22 protein-coding genes are annotated in these 22,721 nt (G+C 67.0%); 17 read left to right on the top strand and 5 right to left on the bottom strand.

The annotated features are described in order from the left end of the window. Positions 1–897: 897 nt before the first annotated feature. On the top strand, positions 898–2,385 hold the full coding sequence (locus ACTWPW_RS56045; RefSeq protein WP_443173832.1) for an alpha/beta fold hydrolase: 1,488 nt from the start codon (positions 898–900) through the stop codon (positions 2,383–2,385). Positions 2,386–2,577: 192 nt separating this feature from the next. Here the strand turns inward: ACTWPW_RS56045 and ACTWPW_RS56050 are convergent, their stop codons facing one another. The 4 genes from ACTWPW_RS56050 to ACTWPW_RS56065 all read right to left on the bottom strand — a co-directional run bounded on the left by ACTWPW_RS56050 (position 2,578) and on the right by ACTWPW_RS56065 (position 6,853). After that, positions 2,578–4,053, bottom strand: coding sequence for a hypothetical protein (locus ACTWPW_RS56050; RefSeq protein WP_443173833.1), 1,476 nt, complete (start codon positions 4,051–4,053; stop codon positions 2,578–2,580). A gap of 148 nt (positions 4,054–4,201) precedes the next feature. Further along, positions 4,202–4,534, bottom strand: a complete 333-nt coding sequence (locus tag ACTWPW_RS56055; RefSeq protein WP_443173834.1) for a helix-turn-helix domain-containing protein — start codon at positions 4,532–4,534, stop codon at positions 4,202–4,204. Next, complete coding sequence (locus ACTWPW_RS56060) at positions 4,531–5,601, bottom strand: tyrosine-type recombinase/integrase (protein WP_443173835.1); 1,071 nt, start codon at positions 5,599–5,601, stop codon at positions 4,531–4,533. The genes ACTWPW_RS56055 and ACTWPW_RS56060 overlap by 4 nt, the downstream gene beginning before the upstream one ends. A gap of 502 nt (positions 5,602–6,103) precedes the next feature. Continuing rightward, the gene (locus tag ACTWPW_RS56065) at positions 6,104–6,853 is read right to left on the bottom strand and encodes an RNA-guided endonuclease InsQ/TnpB family protein (RefSeq protein WP_443173836.1); all 750 of its coding nucleotides are present in this window, start codon (positions 6,851–6,853) and stop codon (positions 6,104–6,106) included. A 217-nt stretch (positions 6,854–7,070) separates the two neighbouring features. Between ACTWPW_RS56065 and ACTWPW_RS56070 the strand changes: the two genes are divergently transcribed. The 16 genes from ACTWPW_RS56070 (at position 7,071) to ACTWPW_RS56145 (ending at position 22,314) form a co-directional block, all read left to right on the top strand. After that, entirely contained in the window at positions 7,071–7,361 is a 291-nt protein-coding gene (locus ACTWPW_RS56070) for a hypothetical protein (protein WP_443173837.1), read from the top strand. Between the two features lie 384 nt (positions 7,362–7,745). Beyond that, on the top strand, positions 7,746–8,198 hold the full coding sequence (locus ACTWPW_RS56075) for a zinc ribbon domain-containing protein (protein ID WP_443173853.1): 453 nt from the start codon (positions 7,746–7,748) through the stop codon (positions 8,196–8,198). A gap of 85 nt (positions 8,199–8,283) precedes the next feature. After that, positions 8,284–10,029, top strand: a complete 1,746-nt coding sequence (locus tag ACTWPW_RS56080) for a ParB/RepB/Spo0J family partition protein (protein WP_443173838.1) — start codon at positions 8,284–8,286, stop codon at positions 10,027–10,029. Between the two features lie 412 nt (positions 10,030–10,441). Then, a complete protein-coding gene (locus ACTWPW_RS56085; RefSeq protein WP_443173839.1) occupies positions 10,442–11,455 on the top strand; it encodes a hypothetical protein in 1,014 nt (337 codons plus the stop codon). Positions 11,456–11,495: 40 nt separating this feature from the next. Further along, a complete protein-coding gene (locus tag ACTWPW_RS56090; RefSeq protein ID WP_443173840.1) occupies positions 11,496–12,134 on the top strand; it encodes a hypothetical protein in 639 nt (212 codons plus the stop codon). Between the two features lie 130 nt (positions 12,135–12,264). After that, positions 12,265–13,299, top strand: a complete 1,035-nt coding sequence (locus tag ACTWPW_RS56095; protein ID WP_443173841.1) for a DUF4192 domain-containing protein — start codon at positions 12,265–12,267, stop codon at positions 13,297–13,299. 63 nt (positions 13,300–13,362) lie between these two features. Further along, the gene (locus tag ACTWPW_RS56100; RefSeq protein ID WP_443173842.1) at positions 13,363–13,656 is read left to right on the top strand and encodes a hypothetical protein; all 294 of its coding nucleotides are present in this window, start codon (positions 13,363–13,365) and stop codon (positions 13,654–13,656) included. 14 nt (positions 13,657–13,670) lie between these two features. Next, positions 13,671–13,994: a hypothetical protein gene (locus ACTWPW_RS56105; RefSeq protein ID WP_443173843.1), complete on the top strand. Its 324-nt coding sequence runs from the start codon at positions 13,671–13,673 to the stop codon at positions 13,992–13,994. A 919-nt stretch (positions 13,995–14,913) separates the two neighbouring features. After that, positions 14,914–16,593 (top strand): TROVE domain-containing protein, encoded by a 1,680-nt coding sequence (locus tag ACTWPW_RS56110; RefSeq protein WP_443173844.1) that lies wholly within the window; start codon positions 14,914–14,916, stop codon positions 16,591–16,593. Between the two features lie 169 nt (positions 16,594–16,762). Then, the gene (locus ACTWPW_RS56115; protein WP_443173845.1) at positions 16,763–17,107 is read left to right on the top strand and encodes a hypothetical protein; all 345 of its coding nucleotides are present in this window, start codon (positions 16,763–16,765) and stop codon (positions 17,105–17,107) included. Positions 17,108–17,504: 397 nt separating this feature from the next. Further along, positions 17,505–17,813 (top strand): hypothetical protein, encoded by a 309-nt coding sequence (locus ACTWPW_RS56120; RefSeq protein ID WP_443173846.1) that lies wholly within the window; start codon positions 17,505–17,507, stop codon positions 17,811–17,813. 157 nt (positions 17,814–17,970) lie between these two features. Next, the gene (locus ACTWPW_RS56125) at positions 17,971–18,909 is read left to right on the top strand and encodes a DNA-processing protein DprA (RefSeq protein ID WP_443173847.1); all 939 of its coding nucleotides are present in this window, start codon (positions 17,971–17,973) and stop codon (positions 18,907–18,909) included. A 156-nt stretch (positions 18,910–19,065) separates the two neighbouring features. Further along, the gene (locus ACTWPW_RS56130; RefSeq protein ID WP_443173848.1) at positions 19,066–19,290 is read left to right on the top strand and encodes a hypothetical protein; all 225 of its coding nucleotides are present in this window, start codon (positions 19,066–19,068) and stop codon (positions 19,288–19,290) included. Between the two features lie 48 nt (positions 19,291–19,338). Beyond that, a complete protein-coding gene (locus tag ACTWPW_RS56135) occupies positions 19,339–20,598 on the top strand; it encodes a hypothetical protein (protein WP_443173849.1) in 1,260 nt (419 codons plus the stop codon). A gap of 470 nt (positions 20,599–21,068) precedes the next feature. Then, positions 21,069–21,542 (top strand): Appr-1-p processing protein, encoded by a 474-nt coding sequence (locus ACTWPW_RS56140; RefSeq protein ID WP_443173850.1) that lies wholly within the window; start codon positions 21,069–21,071, stop codon positions 21,540–21,542. A gap of 184 nt (positions 21,543–21,726) precedes the next feature. Next, on the top strand, positions 21,727–22,314 hold the full coding sequence (locus tag ACTWPW_RS56145) for a hypothetical protein (protein WP_443173851.1): 588 nt from the start codon (positions 21,727–21,729) through the stop codon (positions 22,312–22,314). Here the strand turns inward: ACTWPW_RS56145 and ACTWPW_RS56150 are convergent. Continuing rightward, a partial coding sequence (locus ACTWPW_RS56150; RefSeq protein ID WP_443173852.1) for a transposase occupies positions 22,283–22,721 on the bottom strand: 439 nt, incomplete at its 5' end. The genes ACTWPW_RS56145 and ACTWPW_RS56150 overlap by 32 nt on opposite strands.

Genomic DNA, 22,721 nt, shown 5'->3' on the forward strand with positions numbered 1-22,721 from the left:
GCCGCGACCCGAGCACGGCAGGTGCCTCACGCTCTGAAACCAAGGCCTCTACCTGCGGGAACGGTCCTCGTCGACGAATTGGACCGAGAAATGATCACCAAGAATCAAGCCGTGGATTCAGGCTAAGGCTAGCCTACTGGGCTGCATCGCGATCGTCGACTCCTCAGTCCGGCATTATCTGAGTATTTGCATGCAATCGAAGAGGGTCTAGCACAATGATCGACACAGGCCGGAATTTCGGTGGAGGCGTGGACCTCCCGAAAGAGGAATTTCCGGACGATATCGTGGGCCTCGTTTATGGGATCTGCGTATTGGACCGGGCCGGTGCTGTCATATGATCGCCTTGCGTAATTGCGTTCTGGCTACGAAATGCAGGGTTGGCCGTCGGCGCCCCTGTGTTGTCGCATAGTATCCACGCGCATCTGCACCTCTTTCGGCGCTAGCAATGGAAAATGCATGATAATGCTCAACAATGATCGGCGCTTTGCAAGAGAGATATTGTCCGCACTCGCTGCTGGCTGGGTGCTAGGGACGCCATTCTTATTCATATTTACCGTAACTTTCGGCTTGGGTGTCGGAGACACCGAACCAGGCAACATGCCCCTCGCCATGGTCTTGGGAGCCGCCATGTATGCAGTAGGAATAGGCGCCCCCCTGCTTGGGACCCTCATTTCTATACGGGCTAAAAAGTATATATACGCTGGCCTGTTCACATGCGCTCTGATTTCGGCCGCACTGGCCGCGTGGCATATCAGGCTGTTTCCGTTCGGCTATTAGCCTCGATCTTCCTCGACCTTGATTTGGTCGGCTGAGGGATTCGGCCGGGAGGTCGATTGCCCTGCTGCGGTCAGCGTGCAGTGTGAGCGGCCCGATCGGCCGATCGATGATTGGAGTGATGTGCGAAAAAGCCTTCTCAGGCTCGCCAGTGCCCTCGTGGCGACGGCGGCTCTATTGACCGGGGTCGCCAACGCGGCGGTCACCGAAGCGGACGCCGTCGGGAAGGGCGGCATCACCTGGGGGCCGTGCAAGGAGAAGCCCAGCATCCAGTGCGGCACGCTGGCCGTGCCGATCGACTGGTCCAGGCCGAACGGCCCCACCGTCACTCTGACCCTCGCCCGGCGCAAGGCCACCGACCCCTCGGCCCGCATGGGATCCCTCCTGACCAACCCGGGCGGCCCCGGCAATTCCGGGGTGAACGACATCCTGCGCCCCTCCGGCTTCAGCAAGGACGTCCAGCGGCGGTTCGACATCGTGAGCTTCGACCCCCGAGGCGTCGCCCGCAGCGGCTCGATCGCCTGCTCGGCGGCGGTGTACAACCGGATGCCGTACCCGGTCATGAAGAGCCAGGCCGACTACAACAAGTGGGTGACCTTCGACCGCAAGCTGCGCCAGGACTGCCGCAAGCGCACCGGCCTGCTGTACGACTTCGTCGACTCGGCCAACGTGGCGCGTGATATGGACGCCATCCGCGCCGCCCTCGGCGAGGACAAGCTCACCTCCTACGGCGTCTCGTACGGCACGCTCGCCCAGCAGATGTACGCCGAGCTCTTCCCTAACCGGATCCGGGCCATGGTGCTGGACAGCAATATGGACCACAGCCTCGACGCCAAGGCATTCCAGGTGACCGAGGCGGCCACCGTCGAGGACGCCTTCAGCGAATTCATCGCCTGGTGCGACCGGACCACCGACTGCGTCCTGCACGGGCGCGACATCCGGGCGCTGTGGAAGGGACTGCTCGACAAGGCGGACCGCGGCGAGCTGTACTACCCGGGGGTCACCGACCGCCCGCTGAGCGCCCACAACCTCCTCTGGCTGGCCGTGATCCTCAACGAGGGACCCGCCTGGGCGCTGGAGGCGCAGGTGCTCCTCGCCCTGGACGGCGGACCAGTGCCCGACGGCATGCCGGGACCTCCGGGCAACGGGCCCGTGGACGGGAAGATCGCCGAGTTGCCGACCGCGATCCTCTGCGAGGACTTCAACCTGACGCTGCGGAACTACAACCAGTACGCCGACGTGATGCGCAGCTCCAACGCTGTGGCTCCGACCGTGCGGTACAACCCGATGCCGATGGGCGACATGCCGATCTGCCAGCGCCACCCTGTCAACAACCCGCAGCACCGGCTGCGGTACACCGGTAGCGCTCCGCTGCTGGTGGGCGCCTCCCTGCACGACCCGTCCACCCCATACGTGTGGTCGGCCAATGTGGCCCGCCAGCTCGGCTCCAAGGCCACGCTGCTCACCTACGAGGGCTGGGGCCATGGCATCTACGGCATGACCCGCTGCACCACGGCCGCCATGGACGCTTACCTGATCTCGCTAACCGTTCCCGTGCAGGGCACCCGCTGCCCGGCGGAGGAACCCGAAGCCAAGGTCAAGCGGCAATAGGCGGCAGCCTCCCGTGCGTTGCAACGGAATCCGGCGTTTACCACGTTCAGGTGGGCGAGCGAGACGGTTCCCGCTGACCAGTGGGAACCGCGTTAACGCCGGATACCGTTCCACATCTCTCTGAGCCCCGAGAAATCCCAGAGTTCACGCGAACTGAAGGAGCCTCACCAGGAACCCAGGGATGTTCAGGTTCTATGGGCGGATCCGACCCTTGGGTTCGGGGGAACTGGCTGGGTCCTGTTCCTCGGTGGTGGATGTCAGGAGTGCTCTGGCGTTTTCGGCGTAGCGGATCGCGGTCTTGGGATCCAGGCCGAACACCGATGCCAGATGCAGCGGATCAGGGCCGTGGGTGAAAGCTTCCTCGAGCTGTCGATCAACGCGCAGTCGTTCCAGGGTGGCGGCCTGTCGGCGTAGCTCCGCTTTGCCCCAGAGGTTGGAGACGGGGCCGACGCCCATGGCGCTCTTCTGATTGACGATCAGATGCGGGTTGGCCGTGTTGGGCCAGCGGCTGCGCCGGCGGTCGAGCCAGTTGAGCAGACACTGGTGGGTGAGTTCATCGATGGGTCGGGTCCGTCCGGCGATGGTGAGCCGCCGGTTGCCGAGGTCGACGTCGGCGAGCCGCAGGGCGATGATGGCGGCTTTGCGGGCGGCGTGGACAGCGGCCAGCACGAGGACGAGGCGAGCGACCGGGGTCGTGGCGGTCCCGGCGGCCTGGTCGACGTCGTCCTGGTCGAGGGGGAGGGCGAGGTCGTAGGGATGCTGGCCGACCCTGATGCCCCGGCTGGGGTCGCGGAAGATGATGCGGTTTCTCTTGCAGAAGGAGAACAGCGACCGAAGGGCGGTGAGGGCGTTTCGGCGGGGCCAGCCATGGAGCTCATCAAGGGCCGCCTGGATATCGTCTCGGGTGACCTCGCGCAGGTGATCGTAGCGGGCCGACCAAGCCAGGAGCAGCGGCTGGACATGGTTCATGTAGACGTAGAAGGATGCCATTTCGCGGGCCTTGGAGCGAGGGCCTCCGTCGTGCAGGGTTCGCAGCCAGGCTTCGGCCGCGTTGCGGATGCCCGGGGCCAGGTCGCTGGTTTTGCTTTCCAGCCAATTGTCGAAGGTTGATCGCCGATCATCGACCAGCAGGTTCATCTCCTGGAGGACCTCGGTGACTCGCTCGGTGCCGATGCCCAGGGCTTGCATCGCCGGGAACAGCTCTGAGTAGCGGACGACGTCGCCGACAACGTGCGGGGAGAGCACGATGATGAGGCCCCGGCGGGTCGCAAAACGGGTCCTCCGGCTCCACCCGCGGGCTTCGCCGCGGCGGTGGGCCAGGTAAACGGCCCAGCTGAGCCAAGGGTTGGCGTGATCGACGTCCGCGGATTCATCGAAGCGGGTGAAGTCCTTGCGGGCTTCGAACAGGCGCAGTGCGGTCCATCGGATCGCCGGACGTCCGGCCGGGGCCGGCGGCGGTTTGGGCGGAGCGCCTCGCCGCGTGCCGTACTTGCGCGCTTCTGGCTCTGTCCGGCGGACCTTCATCCGATCGAAGAACAACTGGTGATGAAGCAGTCGCGTACCCGCCTGCAACACGCTGACCGCTCCGCGCGGAAGGCATCCGACGAGGTTGGACTCGTAGCGGGCCTCCTGCCAGCACAACCGGCAGTGGCCGTTCTTGACCGTCAAGGTCCGGTCGCAGCCGGCGCACTGCGCCTCGCCCGGATGATTGTGACGCCAGACCGAGCACGATCCGCAGCGGCGTGAGGACAGTACGCCCCAGGCAAGGCAATCGATGCAACTGGAAACAGTCCTGCGGGACTTGCCCGATGGCACGTCAGGCGGGAGGAAGCGAGCGGCCGTCCCGGCGCTTGGGTGTCACCGGCGGACCTCCGCTCGACGAGGCCGACGCGGCGGTGGCCGTGACCTGCTGCTCATCGAGCCGCTTGACCTTCTCGGGCTCCGGGATCAGCAGTTCCTCAGGCCCGCAGCCGAGCACGGCGCAGATGACATTCAGGTCGGCCAGTTTGATACTGGCCGGCTCCCCGGACCACAGCCCGGACATCTTGCCAGCGCTGATGGCGAGCCCGTGCTCGGCGAGCATGCGCTGCAGGTCGCTGGCCTTCCAGATGCCGCGGTTGGCGGCCGCCAAGCGCAGGTTCCACTTCATCGCCGAAGTCCTTCCAATCGAGTCGCGGCACGCTGCTGACCGGCGATCCAGGCGTCCTCGACATGGGTGCCCGGGACGTGGACATACCTCATCGTGGTGGCGATCCAGGCATGTTCGAGGGTGGCCTGGATCGCGATCAGGTCCATGCCTGCCAGGTAGAGCTCGCTCGCGCAGAAGTGCCGCAGGACATGCGGGGTGACCTGGTCGGGCCAGTCCGGCAGATATCTCTCAGCCGCCGTTGCCAGCGCAGCGCGCAGGGTCTCATCGCCCACCCGGGCCGCGCTGCCGTCGAGGTTCTTGCGCTCGGAGGGCAACAGCGGGACGCTTGGTGTGATCGTCACCGAACTGGGCCCACACATCCTCGACGAACCAGCGCAAGGTCCCCCCGCGTTATTGATCAAGGGGACCATACGTTCGCGCGGGCCCGATCCGCGAGCGCCCTTGCCGTGCCGGACGTGCAGTTTGCCGAACCGTCCCAGGTCCCACTTGATGTCGGCGAGGTCGAGCTTGCACGCCTCGCCGACCCGTAGGCCGACCTCCGACATCAGCCGGCACGCGGAGTAGTTGCGGGCCGCAGGGGCGAACTTGCGGCAGGTCGCCAGCTCTTCACGCCATCCGGCGAACAGCCGGTTCACCTGCTCAGCGGTGGGTGGAATCCGTAGCCTGGCCTGCTGGCGGCCGCGCGGCCGATTCATCTCGTCGATCGGGCACTCGACGACGCGGCCGGTCATCTGATGGACCTCGATCTTGTGCCGCAGCTCCAGGAACAGGTAGTAGGTCTTCAACGCCTGAGCTCGCGACAGCCGGGTGCCCTTGGCAGCATCGCGCAACGTCTTGCCGAAGTACTGATCGGCGTCAGAGGGTTCCATCTCCCATAGCGGCCGCCCGAACCAGGTTCGCACCTGCTCCAAATGCATCACATCGGAACTTATCGTCGCGTCCGACAACCCGGCAGCCGCACGAGCAAGCACGAACCCGGCCAGCACATCGGTCTCGAACGCCACCAGCTCGTCCGCGGTGGCCGGGGCACGCGCCACCCGTAGATCCCGCACCGCCGCCAGCGCCAACTCCGGCCTCCCCGCCTTCACCCGCAGAGCAAGACGAACGACGAGGACGATAGACCTTCACAATCTCTGAAATCTCATCAATCACAGAAGAAGCCGGAGTGCCAGCAGATAACCCCAGGTCCTGGCGCTATAGAAGACGAAGAGGCTCCGAGGAACTCACGGGATATTTCTTAAGCCAGCCGAGGGCATGCACGTGATAATGAATCATTATCACGTGCATGAGCGATCATTTGAGTATCTGTCACAGAATCTTGATGCTGTCACAGTACAGGTTGCTGTTCGCCAGCTTCGTCCAACAGGACAACGGTAACGCATGCGCTGTGCGGGCCAGATTCGAGCACAAACACCCACGAGTCATGCAATAGCTCCTTGAACAGGCGATTCGCCGAATGGCGCAAGTCTGACCAGCGCCTTCAACCGTATTCACCAACCTCACCGTCCGCTCAGAGGCCCGAACGAGAATTGCCTGGTGCGGCCTCCGCGGCCAGGACGTCGCCAGGCCTCACCCGTCATCGACGTACTCAGGTCTTCGACGGCGATCACGTCGAACCGCCGGCCCAGGCCCGGTGGAGGTCTCGTCGACCCAATCCTTGCGCCAGTCGGCCTCGCGGGCCTTCAGTTTCGCGATGGCGGCCTTCACCGTGCCGCGCCGGTCCGACCCCCTCGCCTTGCCCGCGCCAGCGTGCGCAGCAGCCACAGCAGGCGGGCCTCCGGGTGTGTCGCGGAGCGTAGGCACCTTCAGCATCTGTCCGGTGGGCACGGCGGCGCTGACCGCGACACCCCGGTCCACCCCTACCACCTGGCCCGTGCCGGGCGCGGGGATCGGCTCGGGGATGACGGCGAACGCCACCTGCCAGCGCCCGGCACGGTCGCGGGTGACCCGGAACGACGTCACGCCCGCGGGCACGGCGCGGGACCACCGCAACCGCACCCAGCCGACCTTCGAGATCTTCACCTCACCGACCTGGCGGGACAGGCGGCGCACGTCACCGGGCTTGACCGCGACGATCCGCAACCCCTCGCTCCGCCCGGGCTTGCGCCAGGTCGGACGCTGGTGGGTGGCGCCGAAGAAGTTCGCCATCGCCTGGGCGAAGTCCTTCAGGGCCTGCTGCTGCACGATGACCGACCCCGCGCGCAGCCAGGCGAACGCGGCTCGTGCCTGGGTGAGCTGCCGGCACTGCTCGGCAAACCCCGGCGCGCTCTTACGGCCCGGCTTCCAGTGCGCGTGCTGCTCAACGGCCAGATTCCCCACATATCAGGCGTGTCCGCAATGCTCCACCAGCACCTGCTCTTGAGCCGGTGAGGGCTGAAGCCGGTAACGGGACATGCCGGCCAAACTACCGACCACCACCGACACAACCAGGACCCCCGAACCCCCTACTGTTCGACATCAGGGTGCTCGTCGAGATCGCCCGTGGGGACGCCGACCCATTCGGCTCGTCCAACGCTGGGACGCTGACCCTTAGCCCATGGTCATGCCAGCCTTGGCCCTCACCGCCGCGTCTCTGGATGCAAGCAGCGCCGAGGCAGACCACCTACTCGGCAGCCTCGAGCTGTTCGAGCGAGTCGAAATTGCCTCGCTCGCCGGCGCGGACCGGGTGCCCACCCTGGCCGCTGTGATGGCCAAGACCGACCCTGACGCCCACGACGCACACGTCGTGGCGATCGCCGATGTGGCCGCTTTGCCGATCCTCACCCTCGACCGGCCCAAGTGGGAGAAGGCATCCCAGGCCTTCGAGAACCCCTGCACATCAGAATGATCGACGACTCGCCCGAAGAGTAAAGAGGACGCGCCAAGCTCCATGTCCAGGTGGGGCGCACCGAGCCTCGCATCCGCTTCCACCTCCCGCCGAACGAAGCGCCTCCACGACGCGCCATTGCTGTACCCGGCAATCAGCGGCCTGCGAGGAGAACCCGAGCGCCGCAGCTCGAGGATTGATCGTCTGGTGTTACTGCTAGTCGACTGGATTGTGATTAACTCTCCGGGCGCGAAAACGCGGGCACACGACTGTTAGCAATTCCAGTGCGAGCTGTGCTACCTGCGCGTCGGAGCGACCGGCGCAACGCCTGGATCGAGAAGACCTCGACCGGCCTGGCCCAGCCGGTCCGACGTGATCACGGTCGAGGACTTGAAGATCGGCAACATGACCCGGTCGGCCCGGGGCACGCGTGAGGCTCCGGGACGGTACGTCGGCCAGAAAGCCGGACTGAACCGGCGATTCTCGCCGCGGGCTGGGGTGTTGGTGACCCGGCTAGAGCACAAAGCACCCGCTCGGGTCGTGAAGGTCAAGGCCGCGTACACGAGTCAGCGGTGCTCGGCGTGCGGGATCCTGCACCGGCAGGCGCGCGAGCCGCGCGCGTTCCCGGCACCGATCCTGCGGCTACGCCGGCAGCGCCGATGTGAACACGGCCCGCACCACCGTATACGCGGCACGGCATGCCCGCCCCGCAATTTCGCAGTGACCTGTGCTCCAGCAGGCCCCCGATCGCCCGGCCGTGCCTGTCCACATCGAGCCGCACGGTCCGCCCCAGCGGAGCACGCCATCCGTGTGCTACTGCCAGCACCTACGTCATCACTGCCACTGCTGCGCAGATGACCGATCCACAGCGGTCGTGCACCGGCCGCGCTCACGTACCGTTTCCGCCTCACCTTCCAACGCATCATGCACATCCCATGAAAACATGTCCACGATCAAGGAGCCTCACCTGATGGCCGACGCCCATCTCACCAGCGCAGACACCGAAGAATCCGGCCATGGTCGGGACCGCACCCCGGTTGAAGCCGCAGGCGAACACACCCATGCCCTCGGCGACGATGTGATCATTCCCGACGACGTCCAATACGTCAGGATCCGACCGCAGTTGCTGACCCCACACGAGCGGAACGCACGTGAAAATCTCGGCCTGGACGACGACCCGATCGTCGAATCCATCCGCGAAAACGGCATCACCGACCCATTGCACGTGCTGCGCCGCGCGGACGGGCGCCTGATCATCGGCGCCGGTGAACGGCGCTGGACCATCGCGATAGAAGCTCTCAAGGAAGACCCGGACGGCCCTTGCGCATTCATCCCGGCCCTGATCTACAACCGGCCCGAGCTGACGCCGCAAGAGTTCATCGACATGATCATCGAGAATCAGCTGCGGAAGAGCATGACCAAGCCCGAAGTGGCCAATGCGCTCTTTAGCGCAGCCGACATGGGATGGTCCCCTCAAAAGATCGCCCGCCATCTTGGCTATCAGGCCAAAGACGTGGAACACGGCATCGCCGCCGGCCGACTATCAGCCGAGACCCGGCGGGACATTTCAGGGATCGCTGTCATCGAACAAGACTTTGTCGCCATGGCGACGCTGGCCGAGTTTCACACCGATCCCGCGGCGACGGCGCGCATCATCAGCGCAGCCGCCAACGGCTACTTCGATCACCAGGTCAGCGTGGAGAGGCGCAACCGTGAGCGAGCCCATCAGCAGGCGCTGGCGCGTGCCGCGGTGGAATCGCGTGGCGTCCGCGTGGTCGACGATGTCCCCGCAGGCGCCGTCGAAGTGCACTTTCTGCACACGGCCGCCGGGGCGGCTCTCACCTCGGATGCCCATGCCGGCTGCCCTGGGCACATCGTTGTTCTGCAGGAGACCGACGACGGCGCCGAGCCGGTCGCCTTTTGCGCCAACCCGCCCGCCTACGGCCACGTCGACCTCACCCCGCTACCGGTCACCCCCGACGCGCGGGAGCAGGCAGAGGCCGAGACCGAACGAGAACGCGCCCGCCAGGAAGCTCGCGCAGCCAACCAGTTCGTCCGAGAAGGCAACGAGGCATGGCGTGCCGCCGAGCCGGTGCGGCGTACCTTCCTGGCCGGTGTGATCGCAGGCAAGAACGTGCCGACACGGATCGGCTCCTTCCTCTCGTGGGCCTGGGTGGTCAAGCCAGACCCGGTCCGTAAGTGGGCCAGCAGCTATGGCAGCACCGACATCCTGAACCAGCTGCTCGGCATCGCTCCCCACGGCGACAGCGGCGACCAGGGAACGCCCCAGGCCTTTGCGTCCGAACGAGAAGAGCTCGAGCGGATCATCGCCAAGACAGGGCAGAAGCGGCAGCCTCTGCTGCAGTTCGCCAGCGTTGCTACCGCCTACGAACGCCGGATGGACGTACGCACCTGGCGGGACCCGGACAGCTTCAACGACCACTGGGAACGTGGAGAGCACAAGCAGCGCCGCGCGGAGATGGCCGTCTGGCTGACCTTGCTGGCCGAACTCGGCTACCGGCTGTCTCCGATCGAGGAGGCGGTCGCCCACGGCAGGTTGTGGGCCCCGCCTGGAGACGGCACACCCGACATCGACGTGGACGCCAGCGGAGATGACGTCGCCGACAGCGACGAGGTGGACGACTCCGATGATCAGCCCGTGGACCGGCCCATCGACCAGGCCGCCTGAACCCTTCCCAAGGGCCTCGAGCCGCGGATCGCACTCGGATCGTGCCGTCATCACGACAAGCCGGCAGGCTCACCCTCGCACCAAGCCTGCCGGCCCGCACGGATCGGCAGCACTCACTGCCGACAACCGGCACGCCGGTGGCACCCCAAGATCATGGACTCGTCGGCGGCTACCTCCGCCACCACCAGACCCACGAGCGTGAGCCACGCATCCACCTGACGCCGTGCTCTCCAGCATCAGCGCAGGCCTGACGGACCTCCTACGCGATCGCGTGCGGTACGTGCAACTCTCCCGGGCCTCGCAAGCCGGCGGCTACACCCTGCTGACCCCCACCCCTGCATCCCACCACGATGGCCATGAAAGGACCTTGGACGCTCGGCGATGAACTGGCCGCGAACCGGGCCATCCACAAGTGGCCGGCGGCCGGTCGTGTTCCGACCGCAGCAAGATCGAACCTATCGAATGGTTTCTCGCTGATGTCCTGCAAAGGGCGCCGTACGTGCACCTGCTGGGGTTCTCCGTGGCGGAAGGCGGGCGCATCGCCAAGGACCGCATCCACACCCTCAACGGCCGGCGCACGCCCCGCTACCTGCTGGCCGAGTGGACCTGGGACCGTGCCGAAGCCGCCGGATACCTGCACCACGCCTTCGGCGGGCAGTGGATCCGCAGCGCTTGCGGCTTTTGCTGCTACGCCAACGCGCACCGCGGCAGTGACGAACTCATCTACCGCTGGAGCATCGATCCGCACGCTGCGGCCGACGCTCTCGTCTTCGAACAACGTGCCCTCGGCCTCAACCCGCACGCCGCCCTGTTCGCCAAACGCACCGCCTACGATGTGGCACGCGAACACCGCCTCCACGAGGCGCTCAGCCTCGCTGAGTACCGGCTCGCCACCAGCACGCGGGCGTTGTATGAGGTGCGGCGACCGTACTTCGCGGCCAAGACCCACACCGCGACGGGCACGCCCGGCAAAGGCCCCGTCCGGCGTTCCGTCGCCCAACTGGCCACCGGCAGCCGCGCGGCCATGCACGAGCAGCTGCGCACCCTCGCCCGACAGCACCGCGCGCCGGTGCATATCGACCAGCACGGTTTCCCCCGCGCCATGCTCCTGAGCAAGGGCGAGACCTACCCCACCCGAAGAGTCGATGCTCGCCCTCAGCCTCGACGACATCGTCGACAAAGGCCCGCCGCACATTCGAAGAACGGTGGGCCGAACGCACCGGCCTGGCCCCGTTGCGCCCGCTCCCGTACTGCCATGCCCCGGCTCAAGCGCCCGCCACCTGACCGAGCGCCCGCCCCACCGAGGTGTGGTGACCTCTCTGTACCAGCAAAGGATGGTCCCCTGTGGTACGACCCATTTCCCCGGCACGTGCGACAACCTGGACGCGCAGCTGCTACCTGGAGCGATGCCGGGCAGGACGCCTGACGCGGCTTCCTGCCCACATGCTGAACCGGACGGTCCCACGATGAACGCCCGCATCCCTGCACGCATGAAGAATTGCCCCGTCTACGCGGGCTTGGCCGTACCCGAGGGGGCCGCCCGCCACAACGACGACCAGCACGCCCCGCTCTTCGGAATCAATGACCCCAACCGCGTCTTCCAGCTGATCGACGGCAAGCGATGCGGCAACTGCGGCCAGCGGCTGTCCACGCGGCCAGGCGGGAAGTTCACTCTTCTGCTGCGCCCTGCCGACTACACCCGCGGGTTCACCCGCGAACCCGCCTTGCACCCCTCCGACTGCGCCCCATACGCCATACAAGCATGCCCACTCCTGAACGGCCGGATGACCCACTACCGCAGCACTCCCCGTGACCTTGAATCCGAACGCTGCGGCGATCCCACCTGCTCCTGCCGCCGGTGGACCACACCCTCCGACCATCAGGCGCGAGCCGGCGCGGCCGCACCGCCGTTCTACGCGGCCACCTTCCGCCAGGAGCACTACCAGCTGGGCTGGGACCTGACACGCGGCCCGAGCGGGCTGCGCGTCATCGTCGTTCCCTCGATCCAGCCGCTGTCGCTCCGCCTCGCCACTGTTGGCCAGCCGTCACGGCGCGACATCGAACGCGCCCTGCTACTGGGGCTGCCGCTGCCACCTCGTCCCTAGCCCGACCGTCACCACGCACCGGCCCACCCTTTTCGTCCGGTGCGGTTGCGGCCCTGCACTGCGCCTGATGGCCGCATCCGCCCACGCCTGGACGTCTGCCCTTATCGCCGGTCAAGCACGGAGGTATGCCATGTCCGAACTGTCCTCGCATGGCCCCCATGACATCATCGCTCTCATCCCGTACCTGTTCGGGTTCCAGCCCACCTCGAGCATCGTCACGCTCGTCGTGCGCGAGGGCCGGCTTCACTACGCATCCCGGCACGACCTACCCGAAGACCCGCAGCAGGTGCCGCACCAGGCCGCGCTCTGCCGCAGACTCGCCGCCCGCTATCGCGCCGAAAGCGTGGTGGTGGTCGGCTACGGTCCCGCCGACCGCGTCGACCCGCTGCTGGACCACCTCCGGCAGGAATACGCCGACGCCGGCATCACCGTCACCTCCATGCTGCGCTGCCAGCACAACCGCTTCTGGTGGCACCCTAACGACCAGACGATCGACGGCACCCCCTATGACATCACCACCAACCGGATGGCAGCGCATGCCGTCCTCGCCGGTCGGGTGGCGTTCCCCGATCACGACAGCTTCGCAGCGCTGCTGCAGCCGATCGGCGGTGCCGACCGCGAAGCCATGCGCACAGCGACGCAGGTAGCCCGGCGCCGGGCCGACCAGCTCCTTCGAACGGTCCCGCCTCGCTTCTGGTACGACGAAGGCGTCCTGCAGCTGCGGCAGGCGCTGGCCCTCAGCGCTGCACACCAGCCGCTCTCCGCTGACGCTCGGGCATGGCTGTGCGTCCTGCTGGCGTCGCGTCCCGTACGGGACAGGGCCCTGGTGATGGTCGCCGTCCACGGCGAGGACGCCCATCTGAGGCTGTGGTCGGACCTCACTCGTCACGCCGAGCCTGGATATGTCGCAGCCCCTGCCACCCTGCTGGCCCTGGTCGCCTACCAAAACGGCGATGGACCCCTGGCCGGCATCGCCGTGGACCGAGCCATAGCCGACAGCCCCCACTACCGACTGGCACTGCTGCTCAACGCCGTGATGCATCATGGTGCGTCGCCGTTGGCCGTACACGACAGCATCGACGGCCTGCAAAGGGGCATTGACGCCCGTATCGCCAGACACCCTGAAGAGGCGGTGCCCGAGCTGCCAACGCTGCCTCTCGGGTGACGGTGACAGCCGTTGCACCACAGCCGGCGAGGTCCACGCCATGTCACCGGAACCACCTACACGATGCCGGACGGCACCGCCTACTGGCACGGCTTCGAGCGCACCGGCTGCATCGACACCCGCGGCAAGCGCACCGACTTCGGCACCGAGGTGGCCAGGCCGGCTGCCCGCGATCACGCCGGCAAGTGCGCCGGCTGCTTGCCCGGCAAGGGTCCTGGGGGCCGGGACCGCCCTGGCCGGTACGCCTCCCTCGTCCACGACGGCGGCACCTACTGCCCGTGCATCGCCCACCAGGAGATCCGACTGGCAGTCAGCCACACCTGGCCCACGCTCACCCGAAAGTCGTACGGCCTGTAACCCTGAGGAACCGCATGAACAAGGACCTTGGCCTGCGCGCCAACCACAACATCCGCGTCACCCGCAGCGGGCGGGGCCCTATCCGGGTTCGCTACGTACCCTGCAGAACGGTCATCGTTGAGGGCGACTTCATCGTTTGCCCTGAGTGCGGGGCCAAGGACAGCATTGTCAATGTCGACGTGTCCGTCCGGCGTAACGAGCTTTGGGTCGCAGGCGACGACGAAGGGTGCTTCAGCGCTAAGGAGGGCGCCACGAACCACAGGGACAACCGCTTCGAGTGCCAGGTATGCGAGCGGCGGGTAGCGATGCCGGAAGGCTCCGAGTGCACCTACTGCTGAATCGCCAGGGCCCCCGGGGCTGACCGTAACAGGTCGGCCCCCTTGCTGCTGCCAGAGTCCCCCAATCAAGGCATCACCCTGTCGTACGGGGTTCTGGTGTCCGGGCGAACCGCCAGAATAGGCGCTCGATGAGGCAGTGGGCGACCGTCGGGCCGCGAAGGCGGTGGAGTGTCCCCCAGACATCCTGGGGGTTCCGGACGCATCAGCATCGCAGACCAGTCGCTCCATGCAACTCTTCCGTCAAGATCTTTTACTCGGTAAAAGATCTTGACGGAAGAGTTGCACTCCGCGCCCATACCTGCGTGCCGATGATCACCGGAACCCCCGACGGGTGTCCGGAGCAGGACACTGCCCGCGTCTCCGCGGTACGTCTCCTGCTCGTGGTCTTCCCCGGCATAGGCCGGTGCGGGGACTGTCCCGCATGGTCCGTCACCGCGCCTTCCCCAGAACGGCAGCGGCCGGCGGACCATGCCTCAGGGAGCCGGAACACCTGCCAGCCGGCTCTGTCCACCGCAACGCGGGTCGAACACGATCGGTTATCACACATCGGAAAATCCCGGTCGTGACACCACATCCGCGCTGCCGTTTCGCTTACGATCCGCGGCCGCGGGTCGAAGCCCATCGGTGATCACCCGTAGTCGACGGTCGGGTCCCATCCACGCACCGGGTTCTCACGAGCCCGAGGAGGAAGGACAGCACGTCGCCCGGTGGGCACGACCACCACATCCGCGACCGCCTCACCAGCACCCGCACGCCCACCAGACGCGCGGCCTGAGCATGCGCGGATCCCCCACGCCCCCCAGGGTGCCGCCCTAGCAACCGCCCGGCTCACCGACCGCATGCCGCCGCAGCTCATCTCCGGCTGGCGATCCCCCTTCATCTCCGCCGTCAGGCGGGGCGAACCCCCGAGAGGCCACCGGTGAACACACCTGATCCCCTGGCCCGTATCCGACTGCAGGCCACACCCCAAGACCGGCCGCTTCCCGGCCGCGCCGACGAACAGGTCCGCAACGACGCAGGCGGATATGTCTTCGCCTCTGACCTGTGGACCAGGGTTGAGGATTTCCTCATCCTCGGTACGACAGGCGGCACCTACTACATGGGCGAAACCCAGCGCACCGAGACCAACGCCGACGTTGTCGCCCACGCCATCGCCGAAGACGGCCCGCGCGTGGTCGACCTGCTGACCGGCATCTCCACTGCTCGGCCGCCTCGCGCCGCCCGGCAACGGCCCGCCTTGTTCACCCTGGCGGCCTGCTACGCCATCGGCGACGCCGCCACCCGCCAGGCGGTCAAAGCCGCTCTGCCGTCCGTCGCCCGCACCACAGACCATCTCGCCATGTTCTTCGGCTACTGCAAGCAGCTGGGAGGCAAGCCGACAGCGCGCGGCTTCGCCCCGCGTACCGGCCGCAGCCTGCGTACCGCCCTCGCCTCCTGGTTTTTGCGCGACAGCGCTGATGACGTGGCCTTCCGCGCCTGCAAGGCGATGCAGCGCAAGACCCCCCAAGGCGAGAGTTTCCACCTGCGTGACGTACTGCGGCTGGCCCACCCGCGCGTGGACTCCCCTGCACGTGCAGCGCTCATCGGCTGGATCGCCGGGAACGTCAGCGACGAGCACGCACGCGCCGTCCTGCCCGCCGTCGACCGCTTCCTCACCGCAAAAGCCGTCACCACACCAGCCGAGGCCGTCCGCGTAATCACAGACAAGCGGGTGCCGTGGGAATTCCTGCCTGATGCCATGCTGCGAGAGCCGTCGGTGTGGGAGGCCCTCATCGACACCATCGGCATGACAGCGCTGCTGCGCAACCTCGCCCGGATGACCGCCTCCGGGGCGCTGTCGCCGTTCGCCGACGCCACCCGCAGGGTGATCGCCCGGCTCACCAACGCCGAAGCCCTGGCCACAGCCCGTGTCCACCCCATGGACGTGTGGCTGGCGATGCGCGTCTACACCTCCGGCCGGGCGCAGCCCGCCCTGGCCGCACCCATCCGGTACTGGACGCCGGTGGCCGCTGTCGCCGACGCCCTGGAGGAAACCTGGGACCTGTCGTTCGACCACCTGCCGCCGTCCGGCCGGCGTCTGCTGATCGCCGTCGACTCCTCCGCGTCGATGACCTGGCTTGATCGTCTGACGGTCGGCGGCTCCCCCATCGGCTCCGCCTACGAGGCGGCGTGCGCCATGGCGATCACGCTCGCGCGCATCGAACGCGGCACCAGCCATGTGATCGACGTCGACACCCGCGTCCACCCCTCGAAGATCACCGCGCGGACGAACCTGCGCGAGGTCGCCTCCTGGAGACCGTCCGGCGGGGGCACCGACCTGGCGCTGCCCTTCCTCTACGCCGAACGGGAAAAGCTCGACGCCGATGGCATCGTCATCTTTACCGACAACGTCACCTGGGCCGGGCAACATCACCCATCCCAGGCACTGGCCTCCTACCGGGCCACGGTCAGCGCGCGCGCCCGCGTCATGGTGGCGTCCATGACGGCCAACGGATACACGATCGCCGACCCGCGCGACGCCGGCGTCCTGCAGATGACCGGGCTGGACGCGTCCCTTCCGCTGGCAATCAACCAGTGGATGCGGCAAGAGCAGCGCTGATACACCACAGGCGCGATCAGCCACCGGCGGCCCGCACGATGCAGGTCATCCGAGCCCGCACGCATCCCCGGGCCAGCTCACCGCCCCAGCTACGCCGCTCGGTCACCACCACCGGCGCCCCTTCTGCAGGGCGCACCCCCTCCCCGGTGTCACGAGCCCGAGGAGCCGCGTGAGCACTCGACGCCGTAAGCCCAGCGCACCGACTCGTCCTATCCTCGCCGCCAGCCGGGCGATCGCTCTGCGGGATGCGATCCTCCCCCTGCGCGAACAACACCCGGCCTGCGTACGTCACCTGGCCACCACCATCGGGCAAACCCTGCGCGACGCCGAAAGCGCCTTCCCCGACCCTCTGCATGACTCCATCCCCCGGGCCGGCCACGCTGCCGTGGCCATCGTCAATGCCATCGACAACTGGACCCGCAACAGCCACGACAGCCCATGGGATCAAACCCAGCGTGACACCACGGTGATGAGCGACGCGATCCGGAAGGAAACCAGCACATGGATCACCTAAGCCGCCCAGGCACAGCCCTCGCGCCCCGCACCATCCTCTGACACGGTCGCCCCACGGCCGCGCCGTCACTCCCGGCTCCGCTCACCGCTACACGCCGCCGCCGACCGCGCCGCCGGCGAAGGCCTCGCCATCCACCGGCGCATCGAACCCCTCTGTCACGCCGCACCGCACCGCTACAGCGCCGGCCCGACACCCAGGCCGACGAGATCCAACAGATGATCGACGCCCGCACACTCAAAACCCTGACCGACCGGTCGTGACCCGACCACCAGGAGATAGGGCTGGCGGATACCGCTACCGCCACCGGCCCCGACAGCCGGGCGCCGCAGCCGATCCATTCTCCGTCCCGCGCACATGCCATCCCCGCCCCTACCGACCGGCCATCCCGGAGACCGCCATGTCCCTCATCGCTCCCAACACCGTGCCGTTGCCCCACGACATCGCGGCCGCTGCCATCGCCGCGAACGCCTCCGCGCACGCCCACGATGCAATCGCCTGGAGCGTCGTCGCCAACACCACTGCCGACGACATCACCACCGAGCAGTGGAATGCCCGCCTGACCTGGATCGAAGGCGAGCTGCTCGAAGTCGCCCGCGTCGCGCTCGAAGAATGCGGCCAAAGCGGCTGGGAGGCGCTCGACGAGAACACCTTCGCCAAGGTGATCGACCGGATGGCCAGCTGGGCCACCCAGCAGCTCTCCCAATAGCGTCCGCTGGCCCAAGACACCGAGCCTCCAGCCGGCCACCACGGCTGAAACCATGTGTCGCCGACTCACAGCGGCCAGACGCTGCACGATCCGACGACGCCGGCGCCGCGGTGATGCGCCCACCAACTCTCGCAACCCCTGCACCGAAAGGCCCCCGTTGATCACCACCCGGCGGCACGCACGCCTGACGCTGATGCGCCTCACCGACAACCCAGCCGATCCGCTGATGGGCCAACTCCTCGACGCCGTCGGGCCAGCTGCCGCAGTTGACCACATCCGGCGGGGCAGCCTCCCGCCCGACCTCATGACCGATCACGCTCTGCGCCCGGCCGCCGGGCAGGTGCTCGCCCGTTGGAGGGACCGCCTTGAGCGAGCCGACCCAGTCGGCGACTTGGAGCGCGGCCACCACGCGGGGGCGCGCTTTCTGACACCGGAGGAGCCTGAATGGCCCCGTCAGCTGGCAGACCTCGGCCCCGCCCAGCCGCTGGGGCTGTGGGTCCTGGGGACACCCGGTCTACGACAGGCGTGTAGCCGTTCGATCACGATCGTCGGCTCCCGCCACGCCACTACCACAGGTGAGCATCTGGCGGGTGAGCTGGCCTATCAGCTGGGCGAGCGCGGCTTCACCACGGTCTCGGGGCTCGCGTTCGGCATCGATGCCGCCGCCCACCGCGGGGCTCTGAACGGGCCAGCCTTGACTGTTGCAGTTCTGCCGTGCGGTATCGACGTCTGCTTCCCGCCTGAGCATCGCGACCTCTATGCGGCCATCCGCCTGCACGGCGTCATGGTGAGCGACAACCCGCCGGGAGTCGCGGCGTCGCGCGACCGCCTGCTAGCTCGCAACAGGATCGTCGCGTGCCTCAGCCAGGCCACCGTGGTCGTCGAAGCCCTCGTCCGCAGCGGCACGATGAACACCGTGCGGCATGCCGAAGCGCTCGGCCGGCCCCTCGGCGCTGTGCCTGGCCCGGTGCACAGCCCGCACTCGCGTGGCTGTCACGCGCTGATTCACGACGGGCGAGCCGTGCTCGTCGATGGCGTGACATGGGCCGCCGAGCTCGTCGACAGCATCCCGGCGAAAGCCAGCTCTCACGCGTAGGCCAGAGCGCTTTCCTGACGAAGCCAGCGATGGGCAGCGGCTGACCGCCCATCAGCACCCGCCCGCCCGAGCATTGACAAGAAACTTGACTACAAGTCTTACGCTTGTCAATGCTCGTCGATCGCCGTCATCATAAGGCGAACCGAAGGAGGGCACATGAACGGCACCTACCGCGCCGCACCCGACATCGAGCCGCACTGGCACATCAGCGTGACCGTACCCGGCAGCGCCGGACCGACCTGGCATGAGGTGCGCAAGGTGGTCACGACCGAGCAGCACGTCTACTTCCATGATCGCGACGACACCCTGCTCGGCGTCGCAGCCGTGACCGACCAAGTGCGCTGCCTGACCAGCGAGGAATGGATCGCATCCCGTGCGTGAGCACCCACACCCCCGACACCTCAGGAGAACAGGCACACCATGGCCGACATGGACGAGCCGGACATCGCGATTGTAGGCGGCTCCATCACCGGGCCAGCCGCCGCCCTGCGCCTGCACCAAGAGGGCTTCACCAACGTCCGCATCTACGAAGCCCTCCCCGAACCTCTCTCCCAAGCCGGCGGCGCCATCTCCCTCGAGCACCCGGCTCTCGGCGTCCTGGACACCATCGGCGTCCCCCAAGAGGAAATCGTCCCTTTCCCCTCCGAGCGGATCGTGTCCATCAAAATCGCCGACCGCCACGAAGCACGGCGCTTCGACACGCTCTACCCCGCCCGGCACAGCACCTGGCATCTCATCAACAACAGCCTGATCGCCCGGCTGCCCGAGGGCATGCTGCATCCCGGCAAACGCGTCGTCGGCCTCGACCACGACACCAACAACCGCCCGCAGCTACACTTCCGCGATGGCGAGACCGCCTCCGCCGACCTGGTCATCTTCGCCGACGGCCGCCGCTCCGTCGGCCGTCGCCTCCTCGACCCAGCTCGCCCCTTGGAGTACGACGGCATCGTCGCCTGGCGCGGGCAAAGCCCCTGGGCGCCTGACGACCTTCAGGACTACACCCGCTACGAACCTGCGGGCACCCGTCTGGCCGTCTTCCCGATGATCCGGCCTGACGGCAGCTACGGAAGCGACTGGACGCTGTACATCCCCATGACCGAGCGTCAGTTCACTGATATCTGCGGCGCCTCCCCCATCAACCGCGGCTTCGTGCTGCCGCAGCAGATCACCGACGACGCCAAAACCCTGGTGATTGGCGAAGCCCGCCGCATCCTGCCGCCCGAGGCCGTGCAGATGGTCGAGACCACGGACATCTGGTCGGCGGCACCGCTGCTCACCACCCAGCCACCCCGGCACATGGCCTACTCCGTCGGCAACGGCCACGCCGTCCTCGTCGGCGACGCCCTCGTGCCGGTATCCCCGCTGACCGGCCGCGGCGCCAACAATGGCGTCGAGCAGATCGAGGATCTGGCCACCACCCTGGTCCAATGCAGCCGCTACAACGCCGACATGACCACCGCCCTTGAAGGGTGGGAACGCCGCATGCTCCCCACCGTGCGTTTCGCCCTCCAAGCCGGTCCGCGTCTGGCCGACCGTCTCGGTCTGCAGCACGCCGACCGCTCTTCCGCGGCTAGCCTGCGCTCCCCCACCGGCGGCGACGCAGCCCCCGCTCCAACCCCACATGTTGAGCAGGTAGACAGCTCACCCGCCACGACAGTGACACGTCAACCGCAACGTCGCACCCGCTGAAAGGCCCAGGCAGCGCCAGCGGCTCAGCGAGAAGCCGCTCCCTGCAGGAAGCGGAGGGTCACGGCGACAGCGTTGTGGCCGCCGTCAGACTGCCTGGAGACTACGACAGCGGGTCCTCGACTTGTCGGCATGGTTCGGCAACGCGGCACACGCGTGGACATCCTGCGCGACCTGGATATCAGCTACCCCTGGTCGCGACGACGAGTGCAGGCACGACGCGTGACGGCGGCGTCCGTACGGGGCCCGGCTCAGAAAGCCTTGCAGGCACATCACTCCCGGCCAGAGCACCGGCCAAGATCTTCTGCTGCGCATAACATCTTGGCCGGTGCTCTGGCCGTCCGCTCCGTGACCTGCAGGCCCCTCCTCACCGGGCCCCGTACGACCGCACCGCTCCTGTGCACCCACAGGCGTTCCCGGCCCGGGATCCAGCCAAGCAGCGCCAACGGAAGGACGATCACCGCATGCACCCGATGAGATACGTCACCGGCGATGCCACCGCCCCCGACGGGGATGGCCCCCGCATCATCGCGCACATCTGCAACTCCGCTGGGCGCTGGGGCCGAGGATTCGTCGTCGCGCTCAGCAGCCGCTGGGACGCGCCCGAGAAGGACTACCGAACCTGGTATGCCGGCCGGGACTACAACGACTTCGGCCTGGGAGCCATCCGCATCGTCCAGGTTGCCCACGAACTGTGGGTCGCCAACATGATCGCCCAACATGGCATCCGCCCCATCGGCGCCGTCCCGCCCATCCGCTACGGCGCCCTTGAGCGATGCCTGCTCACGCTGGCGACGGAGGCGACACGCCGCCATGCCAGCGTCCATCTGCCACGGATCGGCGCCGGGCTGGCCGGCGGAACCTGGGATCGGATCGAACCTCTGCTGCGCGCATCCCTGTCTTCCCGTGACATTCCGGTGACCGTCTACGACCTTCCCGTCCTCTGACCGTCCCTGCCACACCGATCATCACGCGCCGGACGCGGCGACGCTACACCGCACGTACTTGGACAAACCGTGCGCCGTACCCACAATCAGGCGTGCACAGCCGCCGGCCCTGTGCCGCCCGGCGCGCGGAGCCGCCATGGCCAGCCCGTCTCGGCCTCATTACCTCACCACCCAGGATCACACCATGCCGTATCGGGCAAGCCGTCATATGGCCGTCCTGGCCGATCACTCCGGCTCCACGCGGACGACCAGGCAGGCCGACGACGCCTCTATCCAGCAGTTCCTCGCCCATCAAGCCCAAGCTGATATCCCCACCACCGTCGCCCTCTACCAGTTCGACCACATCTGGGAACCCGTGTACGAAGGCCGGCCCATTACTCGGCTGCCCGCCTTCACACTCCGACCCCGCGGCGATACCGCGCTCGTGGACGCCATCGCGCTCACCATCGCCCGCGTCCGCGAGTACATCTGCCACCTGCCCGCGAACGAAGCACCCGACGAGGTTGTCATCGTCATTCACACTGATGGGACCGACAACGCCTCCCATAGGTACACGGCCGAGGAGGTCAACAACCTCATGACGATGTTGGAGACAGACTTCGGTTGGACATTCATGCTCCTGCCTCCCGGCCGGACGCGTCCTAGATCACCGACAGTCCCGGCATCGCGCCCGCTCAACCTGGTCACTCCGACAGACGCACCACGCACGTTGCCCTGGACCGCCCCGGGAATCTTGGAGGCTACGATTCCTGCGAACTTGCGAATGACGTAGTAGATCCCTGCGTCTTATAGAAGGCGTCCTCGTACTCCTTCGGCGGAATATTACCACAGAATGAGTGGAGCCTCGTCTCGTTGTACCAGGAAACCCATTCCATAGTTTCCAGCATCACGTCGGTGACGCCGCGCCAGCCGCCGCGAAAGTCGATGAGCTCTTTCTTGTACAGACTGTTCAGCGACTCGGCGGCAGCGTTGTCGTAAGAATCACCTTTACTGCCGACCGAGCGCACCGCGCCGATATCCGCCAGACGCTCACCATAGCAGATCGACGTATATTGCACACCCCGATCAGAATGATGCACCAGATCGCCGTCCAGGCTCTCACGCCGCGACCATATCGCCATTTCCAGCGCCGACAAAGCCAGATCGGCCCGCAGATGATCGGCAACCTCCCAGCCGACA

Source organism: Nonomuraea sp. KM90, assembly GCF_052246675.1.
Taxonomy (GTDB): domain Bacteria; phylum Actinomycetota; class Actinomycetes; order Streptosporangiales; family Streptosporangiaceae; genus Nonomuraea.